21 protein-coding genes are annotated in these 23,204 nt (G+C 50.9%); 16 read left to right on the top strand and 5 right to left on the bottom strand.

Annotated elements, in window-relative coordinates:
* Positions 1 to 31: 31 nt before the first annotated feature.
* Positions 32 to 1,399, bottom strand: a complete 1,368-nt coding sequence (radA, locus tag WJU16_RS14280; RefSeq protein WP_341834165.1) for a DNA repair protein RadA — start codon at positions 1,397 to 1,399, stop codon at positions 32 to 34.
* Between the two features lie 537 nt (positions 1,400 to 1,936).
* Between radA and WJU16_RS14275 the strand changes: the two genes are divergently transcribed.
* The 6 genes from WJU16_RS14275 to pyrH all read left to right on the top strand — a co-directional run bounded on the left by WJU16_RS14275 (position 1,937) and on the right by pyrH (position 6,557).
* On the top strand, positions 1,937 to 2,626 hold the full coding sequence (locus WJU16_RS14275; protein ID WP_333862054.1) for a zinc metallopeptidase: 690 nt from the start codon (positions 1,937 to 1,939) through the stop codon (positions 2,624 to 2,626).
* A 246-nt stretch (positions 2,627 to 2,872) separates the two neighbouring features.
* Positions 2,873 to 3,316, top strand: a complete 444-nt coding sequence (gene rplM / locus WJU16_RS14270; protein ID WP_298710471.1) for a 50S ribosomal protein L13 — start codon at positions 2,873 to 2,875, stop codon at positions 3,314 to 3,316.
* 13 nt (positions 3,317 to 3,329) lie between these two features.
* Positions 3,330 to 3,719: a 30S ribosomal protein S9 gene (gene rpsI / locus WJU16_RS14265; RefSeq protein ID WP_298710469.1), complete on the top strand. Its 390-nt coding sequence runs from the start codon at positions 3,330 to 3,332 to the stop codon at positions 3,717 to 3,719.
* Between the two features lie 45 nt (positions 3,720 to 3,764).
* On the top strand, positions 3,765 to 4,760 hold the full coding sequence (gene rpsB, locus WJU16_RS14260; protein WP_341834164.1) for a 30S ribosomal protein S2: 996 nt from the start codon (positions 3,765 to 3,767) through the stop codon (positions 4,758 to 4,760).
* Between the two features lie 125 nt (positions 4,761 to 4,885).
* Positions 4,886 to 5,710, top strand: coding sequence for a translation elongation factor Ts (tsf, locus tag WJU16_RS14255; protein ID WP_341834163.1), 825 nt, complete (start codon positions 4,886 to 4,888; stop codon positions 5,708 to 5,710).
* Positions 5,711 to 5,843: 133 nt separating this feature from the next.
* A complete protein-coding gene (gene pyrH / locus WJU16_RS14250; protein ID WP_341834162.1) occupies positions 5,844 to 6,557 on the top strand; it encodes a UMP kinase in 714 nt (237 codons plus the stop codon).
* 722 nt (positions 6,558 to 7,279) lie between these two features.
* Here the strand turns inward: pyrH and WJU16_RS14245 are convergent.
* The 3 genes from WJU16_RS14245 to WJU16_RS14235 form a co-directional block, all read right to left on the bottom strand.
* Positions 7,280 to 7,873, bottom strand: coding sequence for a hypothetical protein (locus WJU16_RS14245; RefSeq protein WP_341834161.1), 594 nt, complete (start codon positions 7,871 to 7,873; stop codon positions 7,280 to 7,282).
* Between the two features lie 2,863 nt (positions 7,874 to 10,736).
* The gene (locus tag WJU16_RS14240) at positions 10,737 to 11,333 is read right to left on the bottom strand and encodes a hypothetical protein (RefSeq protein ID WP_341834160.1); all 597 of its coding nucleotides are present in this window, start codon (positions 11,331 to 11,333) and stop codon (positions 10,737 to 10,739) included.
* Between the two features lie 565 nt (positions 11,334 to 11,898).
* Positions 11,899 to 13,653, bottom strand: coding sequence for a HAMP domain-containing sensor histidine kinase (locus tag WJU16_RS14235; RefSeq protein WP_341834159.1), 1,755 nt, complete (start codon positions 13,651 to 13,653; stop codon positions 11,899 to 11,901).
* Between the two features lie 584 nt (positions 13,654 to 14,237).
* Here WJU16_RS14235 and WJU16_RS14230 point away from each other — a divergent pair.
* The 6 genes from WJU16_RS14230 (at position 14,238) to WJU16_RS14205 (ending at position 16,839) form a co-directional block, all read left to right on the top strand.
* Positions 14,238 to 14,510: a hypothetical protein gene (locus WJU16_RS14230; RefSeq protein WP_341834158.1), complete on the top strand. Its 273-nt coding sequence runs from the start codon at positions 14,238 to 14,240 to the stop codon at positions 14,508 to 14,510.
* A gap of 70 nt (positions 14,511 to 14,580) precedes the next feature.
* Positions 14,581 to 14,805: a hypothetical protein gene (locus WJU16_RS14225; RefSeq protein ID WP_341834157.1), complete on the top strand. Its 225-nt coding sequence runs from the start codon at positions 14,581 to 14,583 to the stop codon at positions 14,803 to 14,805.
* A gap of 149 nt (positions 14,806 to 14,954) precedes the next feature.
* On the top strand, positions 14,955 to 15,725 hold the full coding sequence (locus tag WJU16_RS14220; protein WP_341834156.1) for an exodeoxyribonuclease III: 771 nt from the start codon (positions 14,955 to 14,957) through the stop codon (positions 15,723 to 15,725).
* Positions 15,722 to 16,024 (top strand): DUF4286 family protein, encoded by a 303-nt coding sequence (locus WJU16_RS14215; RefSeq protein WP_341834155.1) that lies wholly within the window; start codon positions 15,722 to 15,724, stop codon positions 16,022 to 16,024. The genes WJU16_RS14220 and WJU16_RS14215 overlap by 4 nt, the downstream gene beginning before the upstream one ends.
* Before the next feature lie 295 nt (positions 16,025 to 16,319).
* Positions 16,320 to 16,589 (top strand): HU family DNA-binding protein, encoded by a 270-nt coding sequence (locus WJU16_RS14210; protein WP_298710446.1) that lies wholly within the window; start codon positions 16,320 to 16,322, stop codon positions 16,587 to 16,589.
* A gap of 130 nt (positions 16,590 to 16,719) precedes the next feature.
* Positions 16,720 to 16,839, top strand: a complete 120-nt coding sequence (locus WJU16_RS14205) for a 30S ribosomal protein THX (RefSeq protein ID WP_341834154.1) — start codon at positions 16,720 to 16,722, stop codon at positions 16,837 to 16,839.
* Positions 16,840 to 16,929: 90 nt separating this feature from the next.
* Here WJU16_RS14205 and pdxH read toward each other — a convergent pair whose 3' ends face one another.
* The gene (pdxH, locus tag WJU16_RS14200) at positions 16,930 to 17,574 is read right to left on the bottom strand and encodes a pyridoxamine 5'-phosphate oxidase (RefSeq protein WP_341834153.1); all 645 of its coding nucleotides are present in this window, start codon (positions 17,572 to 17,574) and stop codon (positions 16,930 to 16,932) included.
* Positions 17,575 to 17,675: 101 nt separating this feature from the next.
* Between pdxH and WJU16_RS14195 the strand changes: the two genes are divergently transcribed.
* From WJU16_RS14195 to WJU16_RS14185, 4 genes are read left to right on the top strand one after another with little or no spacing between them, the layout of a single operon-like run.
* Positions 17,676 to 18,812, top strand: coding sequence for a DUF3298 domain-containing protein (locus tag WJU16_RS14195; RefSeq protein WP_341834152.1), 1,137 nt, complete (start codon positions 17,676 to 17,678; stop codon positions 18,810 to 18,812).
* 52 nt (positions 18,813 to 18,864) lie between these two features.
* Positions 18,865 to 19,878 carry a hypothetical protein gene (locus WJU16_RS14190; protein WP_341834151.1) on the top strand — a complete coding sequence of 338 codons (1,014 nt, stop codon included), beginning with the start codon at positions 18,865 to 18,867 and terminating at the stop codon, positions 19,876 to 19,878.
* Complete coding sequence (locus WJU16_RS26115) at positions 19,854 to 20,012, top strand: RsiV family protein (protein ID WP_404980203.1); 159 nt, start codon at positions 19,854 to 19,856, stop codon at positions 20,010 to 20,012. The genes WJU16_RS14190 and WJU16_RS26115 overlap by 25 nt, the downstream gene beginning before the upstream one ends.
* Positions 20,009 to 23,164 (top strand): ATP-dependent DNA helicase, encoded by a 3,156-nt coding sequence (locus WJU16_RS14185; protein WP_341834150.1) that lies wholly within the window; start codon positions 20,009 to 20,011, stop codon positions 23,162 to 23,164. Before WJU16_RS26115 ends, WJU16_RS14185 begins: the two co-directional genes overlap by 4 nt.
* The last annotated feature ends 40 nt before the right edge of the window (positions 23,165 to 23,204 follow it).

Here is a 23,204-nt window from a genome sequence, read left to right as displayed (position 1 = left end):
TTTTGGGTTAACAATACAGCGAAGCCCCCGGTCAGAAAAGCAACCGGTACACTTCGTCCACCCGCCCGAGCGGCACCACTTCGATGTTCATTTTACTGAAATCGAGGCCTTTCTTGTTATATCGGGAGATGAATATTTTTTCGAAACCGAGTTTTTCCGCTTCCGCAATGCGCTGCTCAATCCGGTTTACCGCCCGGATTTCCCCGCTGAGGCCCACTTCGCCGGCGAAGCAGACTTTATGGGAGATGCCCACGTCTTCGTACGACGACAACAACGCGCACAGTACGGCCAGGTCGATAGACGGATCTTCGACGCGCAGGCCGCCGGCGATGTTGAGGAAAACGTCTTTCACACCGAAGTGGAACCCGCCGCGTTTTTCGAGCACGGCGAGCAGCAGCTGGAGGCGGCGCAGGTCGAAGCCGGTGGCAGTACGCTGCGGGGTGCCGTAAACGGATTGCGTCACCAGCGCCTGCACTTCCACGAGCATGGGCCGGAGCCCTTCGATAGTGGCCGCGATGGCCACGCCGCTGAGCATATCGTCGCGCTGGGAGATGAGGATCTCTGACGGATTGCTGACCTGCCGGAGACCCGCGCCGGTCATTTCATAGATCCCGAGCTCGGCGGTGGAGCCGAACCGGTTCTTGATGGTGCGGAGAATGCGGTAGGCATAGTGCTGATCACCTTCGAACTGGAGCACGGTATCCACGATATGTTCGAGGATTTTCGGTCCGGCGATGGAGCCGTCTTTGGTTATGTGCCCGATGAGGAAAACGGGTGTATTGGTTTCCTTGGCGAACCGTTGCATTTCGGCGGCTGTTTCACGGATTTGCGACACGCTGCCGGGCGCGGATTCGATAAGGGGAGATTGTAGTGTTTGAATGGAGTCGATGATGACGAGTTGCGGTTCAAGTTTTTTGATTTCCTGGAAGATCGTTTGCGTGGAAGTTTCCGTCAGCAGGTAAAATTCTTCATTTTGTATCTGCAGCCTGTCTGCCCGCATTTTGATCTGCTGTTCGCTTTCTTCTCCGCTGACATACAATGTTCGTACGCCTTTGAGCAGTAGGGCGACTTGCAGGAACAGCGTGGATTTCCCGATGCCGGGTTCACCGCCTACGAGCACGAGTGATCCGGCAACGATGCCGCCGCCGAGTACGCGGTTAAGTTCGTTATCGGGTGAGAGCAGGCGCTTTTCTTCCATCGTTTCCACATCGGTGAGATGTACCGTTTTTGGCAGTCGCGCGTCTTCCGTTTTCCAACCTTGCTGGCGCAACGGCAATTCTTTTTGCACCTTTTCTTCGACGAACGTGTTCCATTGATTACATGCAGGACATTTTCCGGTCCATTTCGCTGATTCATATCCGCAGTTCTGACAAAAAAAAGCTGTTTTGATTTTGCTCATGGAACAAAATAAAGGGAAAAAAATTGACGGGGGAAAATTGGGTGGATGTAAAAATGAGAAAAGAGCCAACGGAAGATTCCGCTGACTCTTTCTACTTACTAACCCATTAAATTCAGGACTAAATTACTAAATGAGATGAGAATAAAAAAGTTTATTTAATGGATGTTGATAACTTTTAAAGTGTTAATTCTTTTGGCAGTCTGCGGGCTGGAAGCCCCTATTGGTGCCTATTTCGCTTGCAGTTCATTTTCGGGCAACATTCGTAAAACCTTGATAGCGAGGGACGCTAAAGCGGATAAATACATATGATTTTTTGAATATATTATGAATATTATTTAATTTACATATGAGTTCCGGAAAATGTTGAAATCACCGGTTTTTGCGCCAAACTGTCAGTGTTAAATTTCAGAAAACAGGCAAATCCGGACAAATTCATCCACCTTTGGGCCGGCAGGCTGCCAGCGGACCGACTGGCCGGGGATTTGATAGTAAATCAGTACATTTACACTAACAGCATTAAAACAAACCAGGACACAGATGACACCATCAATCATGATAATTTCCCTCATTTTCGTAGGGATCAGTGCTTTGGTCAGCTGGCGCTTGCGGAGCAAGTTCAAGCAATACAGCGAAGTGCCGACATCATCGGGGCTGACCGGACGGGAGATCGCGGAAAAGATGCTCCGCGACAATGGCATCCACGATGTTAAGGTTTTATCCTCCGAAGGCTTCCTCAGCGACCACTATAACCCGGCCAATAAGACCGTAAACCTCAGTCCGGACGTATACAACTCCGCTTCCGTGGCAGCCGCGGCCGTGGCAGCCCACGAATGCGGGCACGCCGTGCAGCACGCAACGGCTTACCCCTGGCTCCAGTTCCGGTCCAAAATGGTACCGGCGGTACAGGTGAGTTCTTACCTCGTCCAGATCGTGCTGATCGCGGGTATTTTGCTCGTTCAGATGTTCCCGAACCTGCTGCTGGTGGGTATCGGCCTGTTCGCGGTGACAACCCTGTTCTCGGTGGTGACGCTACCGGTGGAGTTCGACGCATCGAAGCGGGCGCTGGCTTGGCTGGATACGGCGGGCATTACTTATAAGAAGGAGCACGACCAGGCGAAGGACGCCCTTTGGTGGGCGGCTATGACTTATGTAGTAGCGGCGGTATCTTCTGTGGTGATCTTATTACAATATGTAATGATATATCTGGGTGCGACCCGCCGGGATTAATCGGGAAGACATAATAACCATAACAGGAGGACCGGGCAACCGGTCCTTTTTGCTGCCCATAAAGAATTGAAAATCAATACAAATCTTGGTCAATGAAAATAATTATACAAATTCTTTATTGATTATCAATTACTTGCAATACTCCTTTCAAAAAAAGCCCTTACATTTGCTGGTTATTATCAAAAAGCGACTTAGCTTTGCACTCCCTGTAATGGGGGAGACTTTAAATTTTATTATCAATAAGCAATGAATACTTTAAGTTTCAAAACAAAATCCGCTAACGACGCTTACGTAAAGCGTGACTGGTATGTAATTGACGCTACCAATCAGACTGTGGGCCGGATGAGCGCCAGGATCGCTGCAATCCTGAGAGGCAAGAACAAGCCTTACTACACTCCTCACACCGATTGCGGTGATAACATCATCGTGATCAACGCTGAGAAGGTTGTATTTACAGGTAACAAAATGAACGACAAGGAATACCTGACGTACTCGGGTTATCCCGGTGGCCAGAAAGGTGAAATCGCCAAGGACCTGCTGAAACGTCGTCCGGAAGTGGTGATCGAGCGTGCTGTGAAAGGTATGCTGCCGAAGAACCGCCTGGGTCGTGCCATGTACAAAAAACTCTTCGTTTACGCCGGTGCCGAGCATCCGCATGCCGCTCAGCAACCGAAGTCATTAACTTTCTAATATCGCCTGAATAATGGAAAAACAAAAAAATACTATCGGCCGTCGTAAGGAAGCAGTTGCCCGCGTTTATGTGAGCAAAGGTACCGGCACCATCCTGGTGAACGACAAAGATTATAAAACATACTTCGCGCTGATCTACCTGCAGAACCAGGTGGAAGCGCCTTTCAAGACCATTGACGCGCTGGACAAGTTCGATGTTAAGGTGAATGCACAAGGTGGTGGTATCAAAGGTCAGGCTGAAGCGGTGAAACTGGGTATTGCGCGCGCACTGTGCGAAATCAACCCTGAGTTCCGCCCTGCCCTGAAAGCTGCAGGCCTGCTGAAACGCGACCCGAGAGCAGTTGAACGTAAGAAACCCGGTAAAGCTAAAGCTAGAAGAAGCTTCCAGTTCTCTAAACGTTAATGATTGTATCATTCAATTCTTGACCATCAATTCGACAAAAACAACATGGAAAATAATACTTCATTACAGCAGCAGTTACTGGAAGCCGGTGTACACTTCGGTCACCTGAAGAAGAAGTGGAACCCCAAGATGCTGCCTTATATCTTCGCCGAGAAGAAAGGTATTCACATCATCGACCTGAACAAAACCGTTGAAGGTCTGCAGGAGACAGCCGCTGCGCTGAAATCCATCGCCAAAAGCGGTAAAAAGATCATGTTCGTTGCTACCAAGAAGCAGGCGAAAGAAATCGTAGCCGAAGCTGCCAAGCGCGTGAACATGCCTTACGTTACTGAGCGCTGGCTCGGTGGTATGCTCACCAACTTCGCCACGATCCGCAAGAGCGTGAAGAAGATGCAGAGCATCGAGAAAATGCTGACTGACGGCACTTTCGACAACATTACCAAGAAAGAGCGCCTGACGCTCTCCCGCGATAAGGACAAAATGGAAAAAGTGCTGGGCGGTATCGCTCAACTGGCACGTGTTCCGGCTGCCCTGTTCATCGTAGACATCAGCCACGAGCACATCGCCCTGGCTGAAGCCAAACGCCTCGGCATCTCTACCTTCGGTATGGTGGACACCAACTCCGACCCCACCAAGGTTGATTTCGCTATCCCTGCGAACGACGACGCTACCAAATCCATCGCCATCATCGTTAGCTACATCGCTGCAGCTATCGCAGAAGGCCTGGCTGAGCGCGCCGTTGAAAAAACCGACGAGGTTGAAGAAGAAGAAGCCGACAACAAAGTTCGCAAGTTCGAACTGGAAGGCGGCGACGAGCGCGGTGAAAGAGGTCGCAGACCTGGTGGTCCCGGCGGTCAACGCGGTCCTGGCGGCCCCGGCGGCGGTCGTGGCGGTAACAACAATCGTCCTGGTGGCGGTGGTGGCCGCAGCGGCGGTGGCAATCGCCCTGGTGGCGGTGGCGGCCGTTCCGGTGGCAATCGCCCTGGCGGCGGCGGCGGATTCCGTCCCTCCGGTGCAGGCAGACCTGGTCCTGGCAGATAATCGCTGACTAAGTCAACAATAAAACCGTGAATCGTGAATGACCCAAATCGTTCACGATTCACGGTTATAAGATCTCCCTAAGGAGAATTTTCATCAAACGTTAACATATAAACGAATTATATATAATGGCAACAATTACAGCAGCTGATGTAAATAAACTGCGTCAGCAAACCGGAGCCGGTATGATGGATTGCAGAAAAGCACTCGTGGAAACTGACGGCGATTTCGAAAAAGCAGTAGATTATCTGCGCAAGAAAGGCCAGAAAGTAGCCGCTCTCCGCTCCGACCGCGAAACCAAAGAAGGTGTTGTGATCGCAAAAACCACTGCCGACGGTAAAGCCGGTGTGGTGGTGCTGCTGAGCTGCGAAACCGACTTTGTGGCCAAGAACGAAGATTTCGTGAAATTTGCGCAGTCCATCGCCGACCTGGCGCTGGCTAACAATACCCAGTCTGTTGAAGAGCTGAACGCAGCTCCCCTCGACGGTGCTACCGTTGCCGACAAGGTGAACGACCAGGTAGCTAAAATCGGTGAAAAAATCACCCTGAGCCGCTTCGAAAGAGTGGACGCAGCCAGCGTAACCGCTTACATCCACGGTAACTACCGCATGGGCGTACTGGTTGGTTTCAGCAAGCCTGTTTCCGAAGAAACCGGTAAGGATATCGCTATGCAGATCGCGGCTATGAGCCCCATCGCTATCGACGCCGACGGTATCGCCCCCGAAACCATTGCCCGCGAGAAAGAAATCGCTATTGAGCAGATCAAAGCCGAAGGCAAACCTGCTGAAATGGCGGAAAAAATCGCTGCCGGTAAAATCAACAAATTCCTGAAGGAAAGCACCCTGCTGGGCCAGGCTTTCGTTAAGGACGGCAACAAATCCGTAGCCGACCATCTGAAATCTGTGGATGCAGAACTGAAGGTGTCCAGCTTCAAACGCGTAGCTTTAGGTTAATCGCTTTTAGCAAAATATAGAGGAGAGAATGAAAATTTCTCTCCTTTTTTTGCCTTTACGATAACAGGGGATAATTTTGAGGCAGATTTGTATATTTAACAAAATCTGCGAATTACTCATAATCATAGTTGACATGTTGCCAAAGTACAAACGAATCCTGCTCAAGCTGAGTGGTGAATCTCTGATGGGAGATAGTAATTATGGAATTGACCCGAAGGTAATTTCCCAGTATGCCCACGATATTAAATCGGTTACCGACCTTGGCGTTCAGGTGGCCATCGTGATCGGCGGCGGTAATATTTACCGGGGTATGAATGAAGCGGAAACCGGGATCGAACGTGCGCAGGGCGACTATATGGGTATGCTGGCCACCGTTATTAACGGCATGGCCATGCAGAGCGGCCTGGAGAAGGTGGGCATGTATACCCGCCTGCAATCTGCCATTAAAATGGAGCAAATCGCGGAACCCTACATCCGCCGCCGTGCTATCCGCCACCTTGAAAAAGGGCGTGTCGTGATTTTCGGCGCCGGCACCGGGAACCCGTACTTTACAACGGATACTGCTGCATCGCTCCGGGCAATTGAGATCCAGGCGGATGTGATCCTGAAAGGCACACGGGTAGATGGTATTTATACCGCTGACCCCGAAAAGGATCCGAGTGCAACCAAGTATGAAACGATTACTTTCTCCGAAGTATACCAGAAATCCCTGAATGTTATGGATATGACGGCATTTACCCTCTGCCAGGAGAATAAATTGCCGATCATTGTATTTGACATGAACAGGCCCGGCAACCTTCTCCATGTGATCATGGGCCGAAATGTTGGAACCCTCGTGAAAGGGTAACTTTACATTATATACGGCGGCAAGTCCCACCGGAAAAAAGGTGAGTCAGGGAGCATGCGCTTCCAGACTCACCTTTTTTTGTGGAAAGAATACAAGGTATAGTCGAAATTATCAGTAATGCGGCCGCCTGTTCAGTGGCAAAATGGCAATACACCCTCTGTTCATTCCGTGAACAGCATTATAGAACAGTTTTCGCCGCACATTTTTTCAAAAATGGCAAGCCTGAAACCAATTGTTCGCGGAATGAACAAACTGAACAAAAAGAAGCCCTTTTCAACTCAAAAAGACCGAGATAAGGATCCAGGGCTTCGACATGCACTTACCCCCACCATCCGGAAGTTCAATAACAGGCAGCTAGCAGATGCAAGCCAGCCGTACATTTAGGATGAACAGATATGCCTATGAAAAAAAATTTCACCGATGCGAAACACTTTAACACCAGATTGGCCTCCTCGCCTGAATTTTCTGGAGTCTCCCCGTTCCATCGTTCCTTCCCTATTACACGCGTTTTTTACCAACTGGATGTGAATGAAATAGCATCCCTCAAATAACTTTGCGAAATGGATACGCATTTTACCTTATAGAAAACCCAAAAACAACTGCCTGGGGAAGAATCCCCAAGCTCCATTTACTGTTGCATTTGAATTAAAGCTCTTACGGAATTAGGTGTAAAAGCCAGGAGAAGAATCCCCCAGGCCTATGTTTCGACATTCGACAATTGACTAAGCAGCAAAAAGTTCTGTCACATAGTCAATGCATGGTTGTACTAAAAAAACATTTCCGGGCAGACAGGTTTGTGTTTCACATGGCGGTATTTTGTTGCAAATAGCCTTGCCACAAGTCAATACGCGGTTGTACCAAATAAGAGCGATTCCGGGCAAACGGGCTTGTGTGTTCAGTACTTTGTTGCAGATAGCCTTGCCACAAGTCAATACGCGGTTGTACCAAATAAGAGCGATTCCGGGCAAACGGGCTTGTGTGTTCAGTACTTTGTTGCAGATAGCCTTGCCACAAGTCAATACGCGGTTGTACCAAATAAGAGCGATTCCGGGCAAACGGGCTTGTGTGTTCAGTACTTTGTTGCAGATAGCCTTGCCACAAGTCAATACGCGGTTGTACCAAATAAGAGCGATTCCGGGCAAACGGGCTTGTGTGTTCAGTACTTTGTTGCAGATAGCCTTGCCGCAAGTCAATACGCGGTTGTACCAAATAAGAGCGATTCCGGGCAAACGGGCTTGTGTGTTCAGTACTTTGTTGCAGATAGCCTTGCCACAAGTCAATACGCGGTTGTACCAAATAAGAGCGATTCCGGGCAAACGGGCTTGTGTGTTCAGTACTTTGTTGCAAATAGTCCTGGCAAAGAGACAATGCGTGGGAGTACTAAATAAGTGCGTTGCCGGACAGACATGTTTGTGTGTAAAATGGCAGTACTTTGTTGCAGATATTTCTGTTACCTAGTCAATGCCTGGTTTACTAATGAAATGTATTACCGGCCGACCTGTTTGCATGCAAAACGACAGACCCCGTGGCCAAAACAATCATTTGGCCGGGGAAGAATCCCCGGCCCGAAGTTGCTAGTTTATGTCTAACCCCAGTTTGTAGTATTATTTAGCACGGACTTCGGCATCCATTCGCACACTAACCTCCGTGTATGGCTTTCTGGCTAACCAGACTTTAACTTGCCCGGGGAAGAATCCCTGGGCCACAATACCCATTGGACGAAATCATCTCTTTACAAATCGTTGCCACAAGCCAGCCTCTTGCTTAAAAAGAATTTCTGGCTGAGATTTGCAGGGTCAATTTACTCTGTCACTACACACAGTCACGAATATGCCCAGGGAAGAATCCCCGGAGCCTTTCATATCATCCAAACGATTGAATCAGAATAACTTAAGCGACCATCTGGTATGCGATCCTCAATACAATCCAGATACGATTACCTTTCCTGGCTTGCCATATGTATAACTTAACCCGGAGAAGAATCCCCGGGAATCATTTAAGAAAGTCAAAGAATCAGTATTGCATGCATTCAGATGCATCCTTTGCATACAATGATGTAGGTGCGAGCAATTTGCCGGAGGTAGCCCAGGCGTAATGCTCCCGATTTGTCGACCTCAGGAACTTTACCGGTAATCTCCGGTAGAAACAAGGCCACAATATTCAGCGCTTCAAATAGTTTTCGCTGTGCACATCGTAACGTTTTGGGCCCGGAGCTTAAACGGCCCGAGGAAGAATCCCCCGGCTTTCCATTGTCCGGCATTCGCCTTTTGGATTGCAAAGTATCGTGTCTTCGCCCAATTTCCCGGGATGCATTTTTTACGATAGAATTGCCGGGGAAGATTCCCCAGGCGTTGTTTTGCGTTAACCGATGAGATTCTACAACCCCGTAAAAATCTACCCTCGGTTGATTTGCTTGTGAAATAGAGCCCGGGGAGGAGTCCCCAGACCGGTAATATGGAAAATGTATGTATTTGACCTATCCTAACTATGCTTCAAATTCGTTCGTATGCCTGATTTAAAATGCCCAAAGAAGAGTCCCCAGGCCGGCAACATGAAAAATGAATGTAATTAACCTATCTCAACTGCGTTTCAAATTCGTTTGCATGCCTGGCCTTGATCAGCCTGAAAAAGGATCCCCAGACCGGCGACATGAAAAAGGATTGCACTAACCTTTCCTAACTGAATTTCAAATTCGTCTGCATACCTGATTTTAAACATCCTCAAAAAGAATTGCCGACCGTCAACATGTAAAATGATTGTATTCACTTATCCTAATTGCGTTCAAATTCATTTGCATGGCTGTCTATCAAACTGCCTGAAGAATCATCTCAACAGGCAACACGAAAAATGATTGCATTAACCTTTCCTAACTGAATTTCAATTTCGTCTGCATACCTGATTTTAAACATCCTCAAAAAGAATTGTCGCCCGTCAACATCAAAATGATTGGATTCACTTATCCAAACTGCGTTCAAATTCATTTGCATGGCTGTCTATCAAACTGCCTGACGAATCATCTCAACAAGCAACACGAAAATGATTGCATTTACTGATCCTGACTGCTTTCAAATCCGTATGCATGCCTGGTTTTAAAATTGCCTGGGGAAGAATCCCCTGGCAAGCATTTCTGTTACAGTAAAACTGCATTCATCAGACGTACACCATATAAATAACTTCCTAACCTTCGCCGGTTACCAACTTTCAAAGAACTTTTCGGGCACGAAGGATAACTGCCCGGAGAGGAATCTCCAGGCCATATCATTACCCATTCGCATGGGTTACTAATACCCACATGTAAAACCCAGTTTATCATCCACCTACCTTCCCCTTACCGGCGCTAGCACCCGCAGGAAAGCATAATGATGTTTCGATCACTTGCTGCCATCGCATGTTCATGCTCCTCAACCCGTTAACTCGTCCCGGAACAAACCATAAAACCTGAGGCCTGAGGAAGAGTCCTCACCTCGTTTCTAGCCTTTCAAATGGTCGCATCCGTAATGCGGTAGTTTGTTACAGTCATTTACTTGCCGGAAAGTGTCATTCAACGGATTGTACATGCATATCACCGCCTGCTTTTTGCAGCTTCTCAATTTTCCGGCTCCACTTCTCTGATGCCAACCCGCCATGTCATATGGATTACCCGGTAAATATTACGCACTTACGGACAATGGGTTTCCTTCCCGTTGATAAGCTCAATGGTGTTGGCGCAATTCTATTCGGACATTTACTAAAACAGACCAGACCACAGCCCTGACGATCTATCTGTACATCCCCCAGGCATCCATTCCTGCATGACAATCCCGATCCCGCCGAAAATACAGACGAGTTAGTGCTATGCTGCCGTGATGCTTTGCGACACTGACCAGACAATCCCTGGCGTTGCTACCATTGTTACATGGCTCTGCCGCTAAAATGCTGACAATCCATTCCCATTCCCGTTGAAATACCTCAAACGAGTATGCACAATGATGGCTGGATTACATCCGACACTGCATGAAGTAATTTAAATGCGTGGGCTTACGGGGATAACTCTCCCATTCGCACTAAATTCAAAACGCGCCGGAGCAACTGGTAAGGAGGAAATCCTTTCTACTGTCTTATTTGCACAATGCTTACCCGTTGTCGTTTGTATTCGCAAACGAATTAGCGCGCAGGACTTCCTCCTTGCCTTTTGGAAAATTATTTGGGATCATCTTCCCAGGGAAACCGACGCCGGAACCAGGTTGGGCCTTTAATGATTATCCGGGGTAATTTCCCTTCCTTCTCATCCGGTTCTATGTACCCATTGGGAAATGCCTCCCCGATGTTGGTAAGACCAGGCGCCGGCAAGTTTTCCGGCGGTTCGCCACCCCCATAAAACCAGGCACTGGAATACGAATAAGCATCATGCCTGCTACAGATCCCCGATCGGTACGGCGTTTCATGCATGGCCTTCAACATTTTGATTGCCGTTTCCCGATTCTTGACCTCGATACGAATCTTCTCCTTGGCCCAGAACTGGTAAATCCTGTCCTTCAGCTTGCTCCGATGTAACTCCAGCTGTTTCGCATCCCGCGTCCGAATATCGTACTTGATCAATTTTGAAACATGCCGCAATATGGGCTGGCGGACATTCCTGCCCTCCCATGCCGGCCGCTGCTGGCACATGAGGTGAAATTCCCCATCCAACAACAAGTAACCAAACAACCAGATACGTTCCCGGGCAACCATGAAGGACAAGCCTTCCAATACAAATTGCTTGTAGTGATCATCACTCAGTAAGTTTTTTTGAGGCAACAGGCGGAGATCAATGTCACCTTGCCTGCTACCACAGGGTTTTGTAATTCCATTTGATTATGGGGTTTTAATGATTAGGAAAATCTGTAATCCACGCCGCTATCCTGCTACTGCCATGCAGCAGGCGCCGGCTGTGCGGCAAAGACATTTGCCTCTGCCACACAGTTCCCGTGCACCTCATCGGGATAACAAATCAACTGGTGAAAGGCGGGTCTTTCTTGTTTGTATAATAATCATGACTTCTATATTTAAATATTCAAGAATAACAAACGTGTTTGCATCATGCAGCTGCATATCGATCCTGTGCCACATACGCAGACGTCCGGTAACTCGTGGGCGCACTACGTGTTGGCAGCCCGTTACAGGCCACTGTCTGATTTGAAAAGCTTTGTTGTTTGATCGGGACCGACTTGTTTGCCGGAATAATTCTCCCAGGGGCTAACACACCAACATCCTCATGACTGCACCCTCAATTTGATTTCCCAACACTCACCTTGATACCTGGCGTATCAAACAATGAGTGCAATTTAGGGGGCTTACTTGATAAAAACTCCGTTCATTTTATTCAATTTGTGGTGATGGTATTAATACCATCATTCTCCAACATCAATGTGTATTCGAAGGTGGTATAAGATCTTCCATCGCTGTGAACGGTAATGGATCCTTCCATTTTCTCGATGAAATCTTTACATATTATCAACGCCAAACCCGCTCCCCTTACACCTTCCCGTACATATTTGCCGGGCACTTTATACTCGAATATGTGATATATTTCCACTTCTGAAATCCCGGAACCGCCATTGGTAATGGAAATGACGGCACGTTCCTTATCCCGGGTGGCCCGGATACTCACAGCGCTTGCCTTCAGTGAAAACTTGATGGCATTGTGCATGAGATTGCGATGCACGAACTGCAACATCTCCTTGTCGCCCCTAATCTTCAAACCTTCCGGGATCAACACTTCCAGCTGCAAACCCTTGGCCTGTATATCCGCATCATACAGCTCCAGCACCTCCTCCCACAAACCCGCAAGCGAATAAGGCACCGGCTTGTAATCGAAGCCCGACAATTGCGATCGTATCCAGCTTAAAACGGTTTCAAAAAGCTTCAGCGTGTCTTTGGCCATCGCCGCAATCGTATTGGCGATTTCCTCGTATTGCGCGGGCGACAAATCCTTTTGCCGGAAAAGCTCCGCGACATTGATGATATGGCTTAACGGCAAACGAAAATCGTGTGCCAGTATGGCCAGCAGTTTATTCTTGAAATCATCGTGCCGGTGCAGCAACTGGTTCTTTTCTGTCACCAGCCGGTTAACGCCGATGACGCGATTGCGGATCTTCCTGTTTTCTGCCTTTCCGCGGTACCAGACGTAGAGCAGCAAAGCCGTCAGCGCCACACAAACGAGCAGGAAAAAGATGATGGTTGCGCGGTTGCGGCTCTCCATCCTGTCGAACGATTCTGTTTGCTCGCGCAGCTGGCGGTCGAGCCGGTAATTGTTCAGTTCCTGGTCGCGCAGGAAGGATTCCATGTAATTCTGTTCCTGCCGGGAGCGGAGTTTTTCCTGGTGCATGGCGATTTCCTGGAGCATATCAGCATAGCGTAACGCCTCAGCAGGGTCGTTTTTCTTGTGGAATTCATACAGGTCCACAACCGGTTTGATCATAAGTTTCCTATACCCGCCGGCGGAAGCGGCATCCAGCATGCGTTGCCGGTATTTGATGGAGTCGGGATCCCTGAGGTATGCGGTATAGATCACCATTTGGGCGTTTCCGTAGAGATCCAGGTAGTGCATTTTTTCGGCGGCGGCGTGGGCTGTCAGCATGCGGAGTTGTTCCATGGCGAGGTCCATTCTGTTTTCACCGACTTTCTCGTGTGCGAGGAACAGCCCTGTGTAGGTGATCATGCGGTCGTCGTGATAACGAATAGCGATATCGCGGGCTTTGTGCAGGGCCCAGCGGGCAGAGTCGGCTTTGGCGGAATCGTCGTTGAATACGATGTAATAATTGGCGAGCATGGTGGACCAGACGGAATCTTTCAGGAGCCTGCTACCTACGCCCATGGCCGATTCCATGTATTCCTTCGCCTGTGCCGCGTTGCCTTCGTAGTGATAGTATCCGCCGATGCAATAGAAGGCCGTGCAGATGCCGGCTGAGTCGCCGAGGGTACCGTAGAGGCTGAGGGCTTCCAGATAAAGGCGGTGGGCGACGGCGGAATTGTTCTGGAAGGTGAAACAGGCGCCCAGGTTCACGCTGGCGTCTGCCAGGCCTTTGGCGTAATGTATGCGGCGTGAGAGGTCGCGGGCGCGCTCGGCGTAGCGCATGCAGCTGTCGAGATGTGTAACGAGGTAAAGGGAGCTGATGTTATTGAGCCGGTCTGCATACCCGTTGCTGTCTGCCGCGTGTGCGAGTTCTTTTTTTGTTGCAGGATGAGGGATTGCTGGGCGGCTGCGAAGAGCGGGGTGAGGAGGCAGAAAAGGAGGCACAGGCCCTTGGCGGAGGGACGGTTGGGGGTTGATGGAGGGAATGGGGCGTGGCTGGTCATATTGCTGTGTGTTTCCGGACTGGGGCCCGGCCGGTAATATGGCGCTGCTTCACTATAATTTACGCAAAATCCGGCAATTTCAATATGTGGTAAGACCGGCAGACTACGTGTTAATTGTTTGCTAATATCCATCTGTTCAAAAAATGAACAGAATTCAGCCATACTTGCCTGAAAATGAACAGAAATGAACGATCGTCGATCGATTGCAGTAGTGTAATTTACGGCCGTTAACGGACCAAGCGTTTCCCCGCCCGATGTTTACCAGCCGCTACCGGCGCAGGAGAAGTGAGAAAATTGATTCATCCGGGAGAAGTATTGCCGGTACAAGACTTAACGCGCTTTTTAACCAAACCTCCTATAATCATGGAAAACTTGCAAGTTCAAAATTTCGGTTGCCAGGAACTCGACGCAACTGCTGCCCAGGAAGTGAACGGGGGCTTCCTTTCCCTCGCCCTTAACAATGTAAATGGCAAAATCACTATTGGAGCACAACTTGACACCAACGCATTACTGGGCAGCCTTCCCGGCTTACCCGGCACTGGCGGCGGCGGCCTCGATCTCGGCGGACTTTTGTCCCCGGTGACCAACCTGCTCAACAGCCTCCTCGGCGGTTTGGGCGGTGGCCTCCTGCGCTAGTCGTACCTGAAACCCAGGTGGCGCCCCCGGTACTGGGCGCCACCACTTTTTTAACATAAATCACTTATCCATGGAAAACTTCAAACTCGAAGAACTGGGCTGCGAAGAACTGACCCAGCTCGAAGCCACAGACACCCAGGGCGGCCTCCTCGATATCGGCGGCCTCCTCAATGGTCTCCTCGGCGGAATCCTCGGCGGCGGCGAAGGTAACCCCGTCGGCGGCCTCCTTTCCACCGTGACCAACCTGCTCAACAGCCTCCTCGGCGGCCTCGGCGGCATCGTAAGACCGCTGTAACCCGGGAGCTCTTCAGCACATCCCAACACTAAATGCATCGCAAGCGGCTGCCGCCACACACGCGCAGCCGCTCTTCTTTCCTCCCACCTTCCCACCTTCCCCGCTACCCTTTTCCCCGAATCCTGTATTTTTGCCGCAAACAATATTATATGAGGATCGTCACTTACAACGTCAACGGCCTGCGCTCCGCTATGACCAAAGGATTCACCGAATGGCTCAAATCAGACCCCGCAGATATCATATGTCTCCAGGAAGTCAAAGCCCACCGCGAAAACGTCGACTTCCAGCAATTTGAACAACTCGGCTACCACGATTACTGGCACCCAGCACAGAAAAAAGGATACAGCGGCGTGGCCATCCTCTCCAAATTCAAACCCGATAATGTCCAATACGGCAACGGATACATGCAGAGCGACGCCGAAGGCAGGGTCATCCGCGCCGATTACGGCGATATCACCCTCATCAACGCCTACTTCCCCTCTGGTACCACCGGCGAAGAAAGACAGACTTATAAATACCAATGGCTCGACGAGTTTTACGACTACCTCCAACGCCTCCGGCAGGAAAGGCCTAACCTCGTAGTTGTTGGCGATTACAACATCGCCCACACGCCCATCGATATCCATAACCCCGTCGCTAATAAAGATTCCTCCGGCTTCCTGCCCCAAGAACGCGCCTGGATGACCAAGCTCCTCAGCAACGGGTTCGTGGACTCGTTCCGCAACTTTCACCCCACGCTGGCCGACCAATACTCCTGGTGGAGCTTCCGGGCCAACGCGCGTGGCAATAACAAAGGTTGGCGCATAGACTACATCACCGTTACCGAGCCCCTCCGCCCGCGGCTCGCTGAAGGCGCCATCTGGCCCGACGTCAAACACAGCGACCACTGCCCCGTATACCTCAAACTCAACAATGCATGATTATATATAACGTCACCACCAAGGTAACGCCCGCCATCCATAGCCACTGGCTCCAGTGGATGAAGGAAGAGCATATCCCCGAAATCATCGGAACCGGTTTTTTTCACGATTACCGCATGTGCCGCCTGCTGGAGCAAGATGATTCCGACGGACCTACCTACACCGTGCAGTACTTTACCGACACTCTAGAAAACTATTACACCTACCTCCAGGAGCACGCGCCACGCCTGCGCCAGCTGGCTTTCGACCTGTTCGGGGACCAGTTTGTAGCCTTCCGCACGGTGATGCAGGTGGTATAATCCACATAACTTATCCACAGGAAATCCACTGTTTTCAAGGAGATGCAGGACTGGCACAAAACTTGGTCCTGGCGGGCGTTTCAGGGCAGATAGCATTCAAATTCAATGCAGTAGCGTTTTTCAGCGGAATCATGAACAAGCCCGCTCATCGTTTTTGCATACCTCAATCTGCTGTAAACGTTACCTGTAGGGTTTTTCAGCCCGCGAAAAAAGTTTTGTGAAATTTGGTAATCTTCTAAAAGGCTTTATATTTGCTCACATCAAACATTTTCTCACTAGTTAAATCTTACTAACTATGAACAAAGGCGAACTGATCGAAAGAATTGCCAAAGATGCCGAAATCACCAAAACCCAGGCTAACGACGCGCTGGACGCATTCACCAAAGCCGTTACCGATAGCCTGAAAAAAGGCGGTAAAGTGACCCTGGTAGGCTTCGGCACTTTCTCCGTTTCCAAGCGTGCAGCTCGTAATGGCAGAAACCCCCAGACCGGCCAGATCATCAAGATCAAAGCTAAAAAAGTAGCTAAATTCAAAGCTGGCAAAGCGCTGTCCGACAAGATCTAAGGCTTGCCCACCCAACTTTATTAAGCAAGGAACACCAAAATGTTTCTTGCTTTTTTTATTTTTGCAGCCGGCAGCCTCCTCCGGAGGCTGCTTTCGATTATCATTCATCAATTAAAAAAATCATTCGACCATGGGTAGAGGTGATATCAAAACCAAAAAAGGCAAGATCTCCAACGGATCTTTTGGTAAAAGCCGTCCGGCTAAAACCAAGAAAGCCGCCGCTGCAAAAGCCGCTGCAAAGCAAGCTTAATCTGCCGCAGCCAATAAAGGGGGATCCCGGGCATATGCCATTACGGCAAATGACCGGAATCCCCCTTGTTATTTTTATTCCTCCCCGGCGTCAGGGCGCCAGGCGTTCGATTTTCCAGTTTCCGGCCTCCAGTGTATACCGTAGCCTGTCGTGCAGGCGACTGCTCCGCCCCTGCCAAAACTCCACTTTTTCAGGCACCACCAGGTAACCGCCCCAATGTTCCGGGCGCTGCGGCGCATGCTGCAGATATTGCGCTTCGAGCCGCTTCACCGCGTCTTCCAGCACCTCCCGCCCGGCGATCACCCGGCTTTGCGGGCTCGCGATAGCGCCGATACGGCTGCCTGCAGGGCGTGAATTGAAGTATTCGTCGCTCACCGCGGGCGCCACTTTCACCACTTTTCCTTCCACCCTCACCTGCCGTTCCAGCTCCTTCCAGAAAAAAAGCAACGTGGCCCGGGGATTCTCCGCCAACTCCTGCCCCTTGCGGCTTTCGTAGTTCGTGAAGAACATGAAACCCTGTACGTCAAAGCTCTTCAGCAGTACGATCCGCGCGGATGGCATACCGTTGGCCGTAGCTGTTGCCAACGTCATGGCATTGGGCTCGTCGATCTCGCCCGCCAACACCTCCTGCCACCAATGTTCAAATTGCTGCATGGGATTTGCAGCTACTTCCCGCTCGTTCAGCGTGGCGCGGCGGTAATCCTGCCGCAGGTCCGCTATCTTCTGATTGATCATCTTCCGGCTAATTTTTTACAAAATTACGGGTTATTGAACCTTCTTAGGTTGACGAGTGTCTCTATTACTGGTAATTTCCATCAACCCGACAAAACACCACCATGCATAAACACCTGATTGTTCCCGCCGCGCTCCTCACCCTGGCCGCCTGCCAGCAAAGCCCGAAATCCGCCGGATCGGCCGACAGTACCGTTGCGCCCGCCGACGACGGGGCGCTCACGCCCACCTGGGCCAAACGTTTCACCGGCACGATCGCAGACCAACCCATAACACTGCTCCTGCAGAAAAACGGTCCGGCCACCACCGACCTTCGTGGCTGGTATGCCTACGATCATCACGGCGAACCGATTTCCCTCCGCCCGTTTTATGGCGAAAACCGGACGGACGACAGCATCATCGTGAATGAAGGCTACACCGACGAGGATGGCGTGATTCGCGGGATCGTGAGCCCCGACGGGCATTTCAAGGGAAAATGGATCAACGCTACGCATAATTTTGATTTCGACCTGAAGGAAAACAACGACAGCGCGGTCACCTTCTCCGTGGTGGCATTCTCCGATTCCGCCAAATTATTGCCCGACAACGCCCGATCTCCCGTCGCCACCGCCTCCGCTTACACGATTTGGCCCACAGGCGGAGCCGCCGAGCCGGTGATCACCTTCCTCCGGCAAGCCCTCGCCCCAGGCCTCAAAGCCGGCGAAACACCGGCCTCCCTCCTCAAAAACGGGGCGGATTCCTTCTTTGCCAGCTACAAAAGCAACGCTGCTTCCATAGACTCCGCCAGCATGAACGACGGCCCCTCCTGGCAATGGAGCGCCGAATCCGGCTCGGTGGTAGCCTGGAACAAATGGCCCTATCTCGTCATCGAAGACTGGGTGTATGATTTCACCGGCGGGGCACACGGGAACGGAGGATCGCTCTTCTCCGTGTACGATCTTTCCCAATCCAAAAAACTTACACCCGCGGACGTCTTCAAACCCGGTTACAAACCCACCGTAACCGCCGCCCTGGAAAAATCCTACCGGAAAAAGTATAAAGTCCCGGCCAATCAATCCCTCACCGACGCCGGCCTGCAAGTGAAGAAAATCGAGCCGGGAGACAACTTCTTCCTCACTTCCCACGGCGTTGGTTTCAGCTACACGCCCTACGAAATCGCCGCCTATGCAGCCGGACAGATCACCCTGTTCGTACCCTGGGCCGACATCAAAACCGTAGTGCGCGAGGAGTACTTCCGGTAGCCCCGCAGTTTCGCGGTTTTGTGGTAATTTACGCCCGTAATCTACGGCCATCATGAGAATGTTGATCTGCAAGCTTACGGCGCTGGCCTTTTTCTGTGCCTGCCAGTCCGGGCAAAATAAATCCGCCGCCACCGGCGATAGTAACACCGTTGCCTCCATTGCAGCGGTACCCGTGCCCGTCGCCCCGTCATTTTACATTCAATACACCGGAAAACTGGCCGGCCAGCCGGCTACGATGCAACTCGTGAAATATGCCCCTGGTAAATACGAAGGCTGGTATGTATATGATAAAATAGGCGAACCCATTGGCATCACACTTTCCCGCGAAACGGCCGACAGCTTGTTTTTCGCGGAATATGCCGGCGTGAACAATGAGAACATGTTCAGCGGCGTGTTCAACGGCGGGCAATACCATGGCGTGTGGACGGGTAATGAAGATACTTTCGGCTTCGACCTGGTGAAAGATATGGATAGCATCATCACGTTCGTTGCGTTTATGTTCGAGGATTCGGCGAAACTGCACCCGAACGATCCGGCGTCTCCCGTTGCCCGCTCGAGCGCGGCGATGGTTTGGCCGTTGGGCGGGGCAGACCAGGACGTGATCGAATTCCTCCGAAAATCAATGCAGCCGGAAATGAAACCTGGCGACATGCCCATGCAACAGCTGAAATCTTCGGTATTGGGTTATCTTTCCGCTTACCAGGAAAATGCGAAGATCTCCGATTCGTCGGATCTCGAATTTGGTCCGGGCGCCGCCTGGAACTGGGAGTCGCATGCGACGGAAAGCGTGGTATGGAATAAATACCCTTACCTCACCATCGGGAAAATGGAATATGATTACAGCGGCGGCGCGCACGGGAACTACGGCACTACTTTTGAAGCATACGACCTCGCCGCCAAAAAGAAGCTGAAAGTGACGGACGTGTTCAAACCGGGATATAAATCGGTGCTGGGCGCCGCGCTGGAAAAATCCTATCGCAGGCAGTACAATGTGCCGGCGGGGGAATCGCTGGACAAGGGGGGCTCTTCAACAAAAACATCGTGCCGAACGACAATTTTTATCTGACAAACAAAGGGGCCGTTTTCAGTTTCGTTCCCTATGAAATCGCCGCATACGCAGCCGGACAGATCACTTTATTCGTTCCCTGGAACGAGATCCGGTCCGTCGTGCAGCCGGCATATTTACCAACTAAGCCATGAGCAATCCGCAACAGGAACAATATAACCAACGGTACGAAGAAGTGTATGCCCGCCTTAACAGCGCGCAAAGGGAAGCCGTAGACAATACCGAAGGTCCGGTGATGGTAATCGCCGGTCCGGGTACGGGAAAGACGCAGATCCTGGCGTCGCGCATCGGCAAAATCCTCCGCGACACCGACTTTCTTCCCCACAACATCCTCTGCCTCACCTACACGGACGCCGGTACGGTGGCCATGCGCAAAAGGCTCACCGATTTTATCGGGCCCGATGCGTACCGCGTCAACATCCATACATTCCACTCGTTTTGCAACGAAGTGATCCAGGATAATTTGTCGTTGTTCGAAAAAAATGTACTGGACCCGATCTCCGACCTGGAGAAGATCCAGTTACTCAAAACGCTGATCGACGGTTTCTCTAAAGAAAACCCGCTGAAGCGTTACCGGGGCGATGTGTACTTCGACATGCGCAATCTCGCCAACCTGTTTTCCACCATGAAGCGCGAGGGCTGGACGGTCCCGTTCATCCGCGAACGCGTGGAAGCATACGTAGAAAGCCTGCCTGAGCGGGAAGAATATATTTATAAACGCAACCAGGGCCGGTTCAAAAAAGGAGATCTCAAGCAGGAAAAAATCAACGGCGAAAGGGAGAAAATGACCAGATTGCTGGCGGCAGTTGAGCAGTTCGACATCTTCCAGCAGCTCATGCACAAAGCCAACCGCTATGATTTCGACGACATGATCAACTGGGTGATCCGCGCCTTCAAAGAACATCCCAACCTGCTGCTCGATTACAAGGAAAGATTTCAATATATACTGGTGGACGAATACCAGGACACCAGCGGTACCCAGAACATGCTCATTGGATTGCTCACTTCCGGCGAGGAAAAACCGAACGTGTTCGTTGTGGGGGATGATGACCAGTCGATTTACCGTTTCCAGGGCGCCAATGTGGAAAACATGGAGCAATTCGCCAACGACCATCTCGCGCATGACCTACGGACGGTGGTGCTGACGCAGAATTACCGGTCGGTGCAGAATATCCTGGACGTGTCGATGTCGGTGATCGCGCATAACGAAGGGTCGCGGCTGGTAGATAAGTTGCCGGGGCTGAGCAAGCAGCTGCAAGCTTCCAACGACAAGCTCACACCGCTGAACCTACCGCCGGTGATCCGCCGGTACAACACCCCGCGCGACGAAATGGCGCATATCACCCTCGAAGTGGAGCGTATTCTGGCGAAAGGCGTGATGCCGGGGAAGATCGCCATTATTTATAAAGAAAACCGGTATGGTGAAGAGTTGGCGCAGTATTTCCGGCTGAAGGGCGTGCCTTTCTTCTCGAAACGTAACCAGAACCTGTTCGAGATCCCCTTTGCCAAAAAGGTTTTGCAGATCCTGCGGTACATCGCGCGGGAGCTGGAAACGCCTTACAGCGGCGACGATATCCTTTTCGAGCTGCTGCACTACGATTTTTATAAAGTGCCACCCATCGAAACGGCTCGCATCAGCATAGAAGTGGCGGAAAAAGGCTATGCCGAAAAATCCTCCATCCGCAAATACCTCCAGGAATGGGTGGGCACGCGCAACCCCACGCTGTTCTCGCTCGCACCGCACGACGAAGCCCTGCGGCTGGCGCGACTCCTCGAAAAATGGATCGGCGACGCCCATAACATCACCCTGCAGCAGTTGTTTTCCAACGTCATCAGCGAAGGCGGCATCCTCAATTACATCATGGCCAGCCCGGAAAAAATCTGGCTCATGAAAGTACTACAGGCACTGTTCGATTTCGTGAAGGAAGAAACGCGGCGCCACCCGGAAATGGGCATCGTCAAACTTCTCGAAACCATCGACCTCATGGAAACAAACGGTCTGTCCATCCCGCTGATACAGGTTTCCGGGAACGAAAAAGGCGTGAACCTGCTCACGGCGCATGGTTCCAAAGGACTGGAATTCGAATACGTGTTCCTGGCTGGCGTTACCTCCAGCATCTGGGAAGGCAAGAAAAAGATGAGCGGCGGGTTCTCTTTCCCAGACACCGTTTTTTCCACCGAAGCCATTTCCACCGACCAGCAGGAATTGCGGCGGCTTTTTTACGTAGCCATCACCCGCGCCGAAAAACATCTCTACATCAGCTACCCTGACTTCAAACAGGATGGCAAACCGTTGGTTCCCAGCGTGTTCGTGGCGGAGATTCAGCAGGTGCACCAGTTGCCCGTGGAAACGGTGACCATGCCAGACGAAACGATGTTCGAATTCGAGATCCTGCAGTACGGCAAGGAACAGGCGCCGGAGATCGAGAAAGTGGATCAGCTTTTCATCGACAACCTACTGAGCGGCTTCACCATGAACGTGACGGCGCTCAACAACTACCTGCACTGCCCGCTTTCCTTCTTCTATCAAAATCTTTTGCGCGTGCCTTCCGGCCGCTCGGAGAATACGGAATTCGGGTCGGCGGTGCACTTTGCGCTGGAGAAGCTGTTCCAGAAAATGCAGGAGAAAAACGAGTTTCCGCAGAAGGATGAGTTTATCAAAGATTTCCGATACAGCATGCTCCGCAGCAGGGAAGCCTTTACCAAAGAGGCTTTCAACCGGAGAATGGAATACGGAGAAGACATCCTGACCAATTATTACGACAAATACCTGCCGGTCTGGAACCGCATCGTGAGCATCGAGCGGAACGTCCGCAACGTGGTGGTGAACGGCGTGCCGCTGAAAGGGAAGATCGACAAACTCGAATTCAACGGCAGCGACGTGAACGTGGTGGATTACAAGACCGGGGATTACGAGAAAACGAAGAAAGACTACAAGAAATTCGACCGGCCCAACGATCGCAATCCTAACGGGGGCGACTATTGGCGCCAGGCCGTTTTCTATAAGATCCTGCTCGACAACTACAAGCAGAAGAACTGGCACGTAGTGAGCACGGAATTCGATTTCGTGGAACCGAACAAGCAGAAGGAATATTTTAAGGAGAAGATCGACATCCTTCCGGAAGATATTACCACGGTGAGCCAGCAGATCCGGGATACCTGGGTCCGCATCCAGAACAAGGAGTTTTACACCGGCTGCGGGAAAGACGATTGCCGTTGGTGCAACTTCGTGAAAGACAACAAGCTGGAGGTGGCCCTGCACACCCTGGTGGAGGAGGAAGAATAAATAATGGCCAACAAACTGTAAGTTTGCAAATCATAAAATT

It is taken from the genome of Chitinophaga pollutisoli, assembly GCF_038396755.1.
Classification (GTDB): domain Bacteria; phylum Bacteroidota; class Bacteroidia; order Chitinophagales; family Chitinophagaceae; genus Chitinophaga; species Chitinophaga pollutisoli.
Note: the sequence above shows the minus strand (reverse complement) of the source record. Positions and strands in the feature narration are given on the sequence as shown.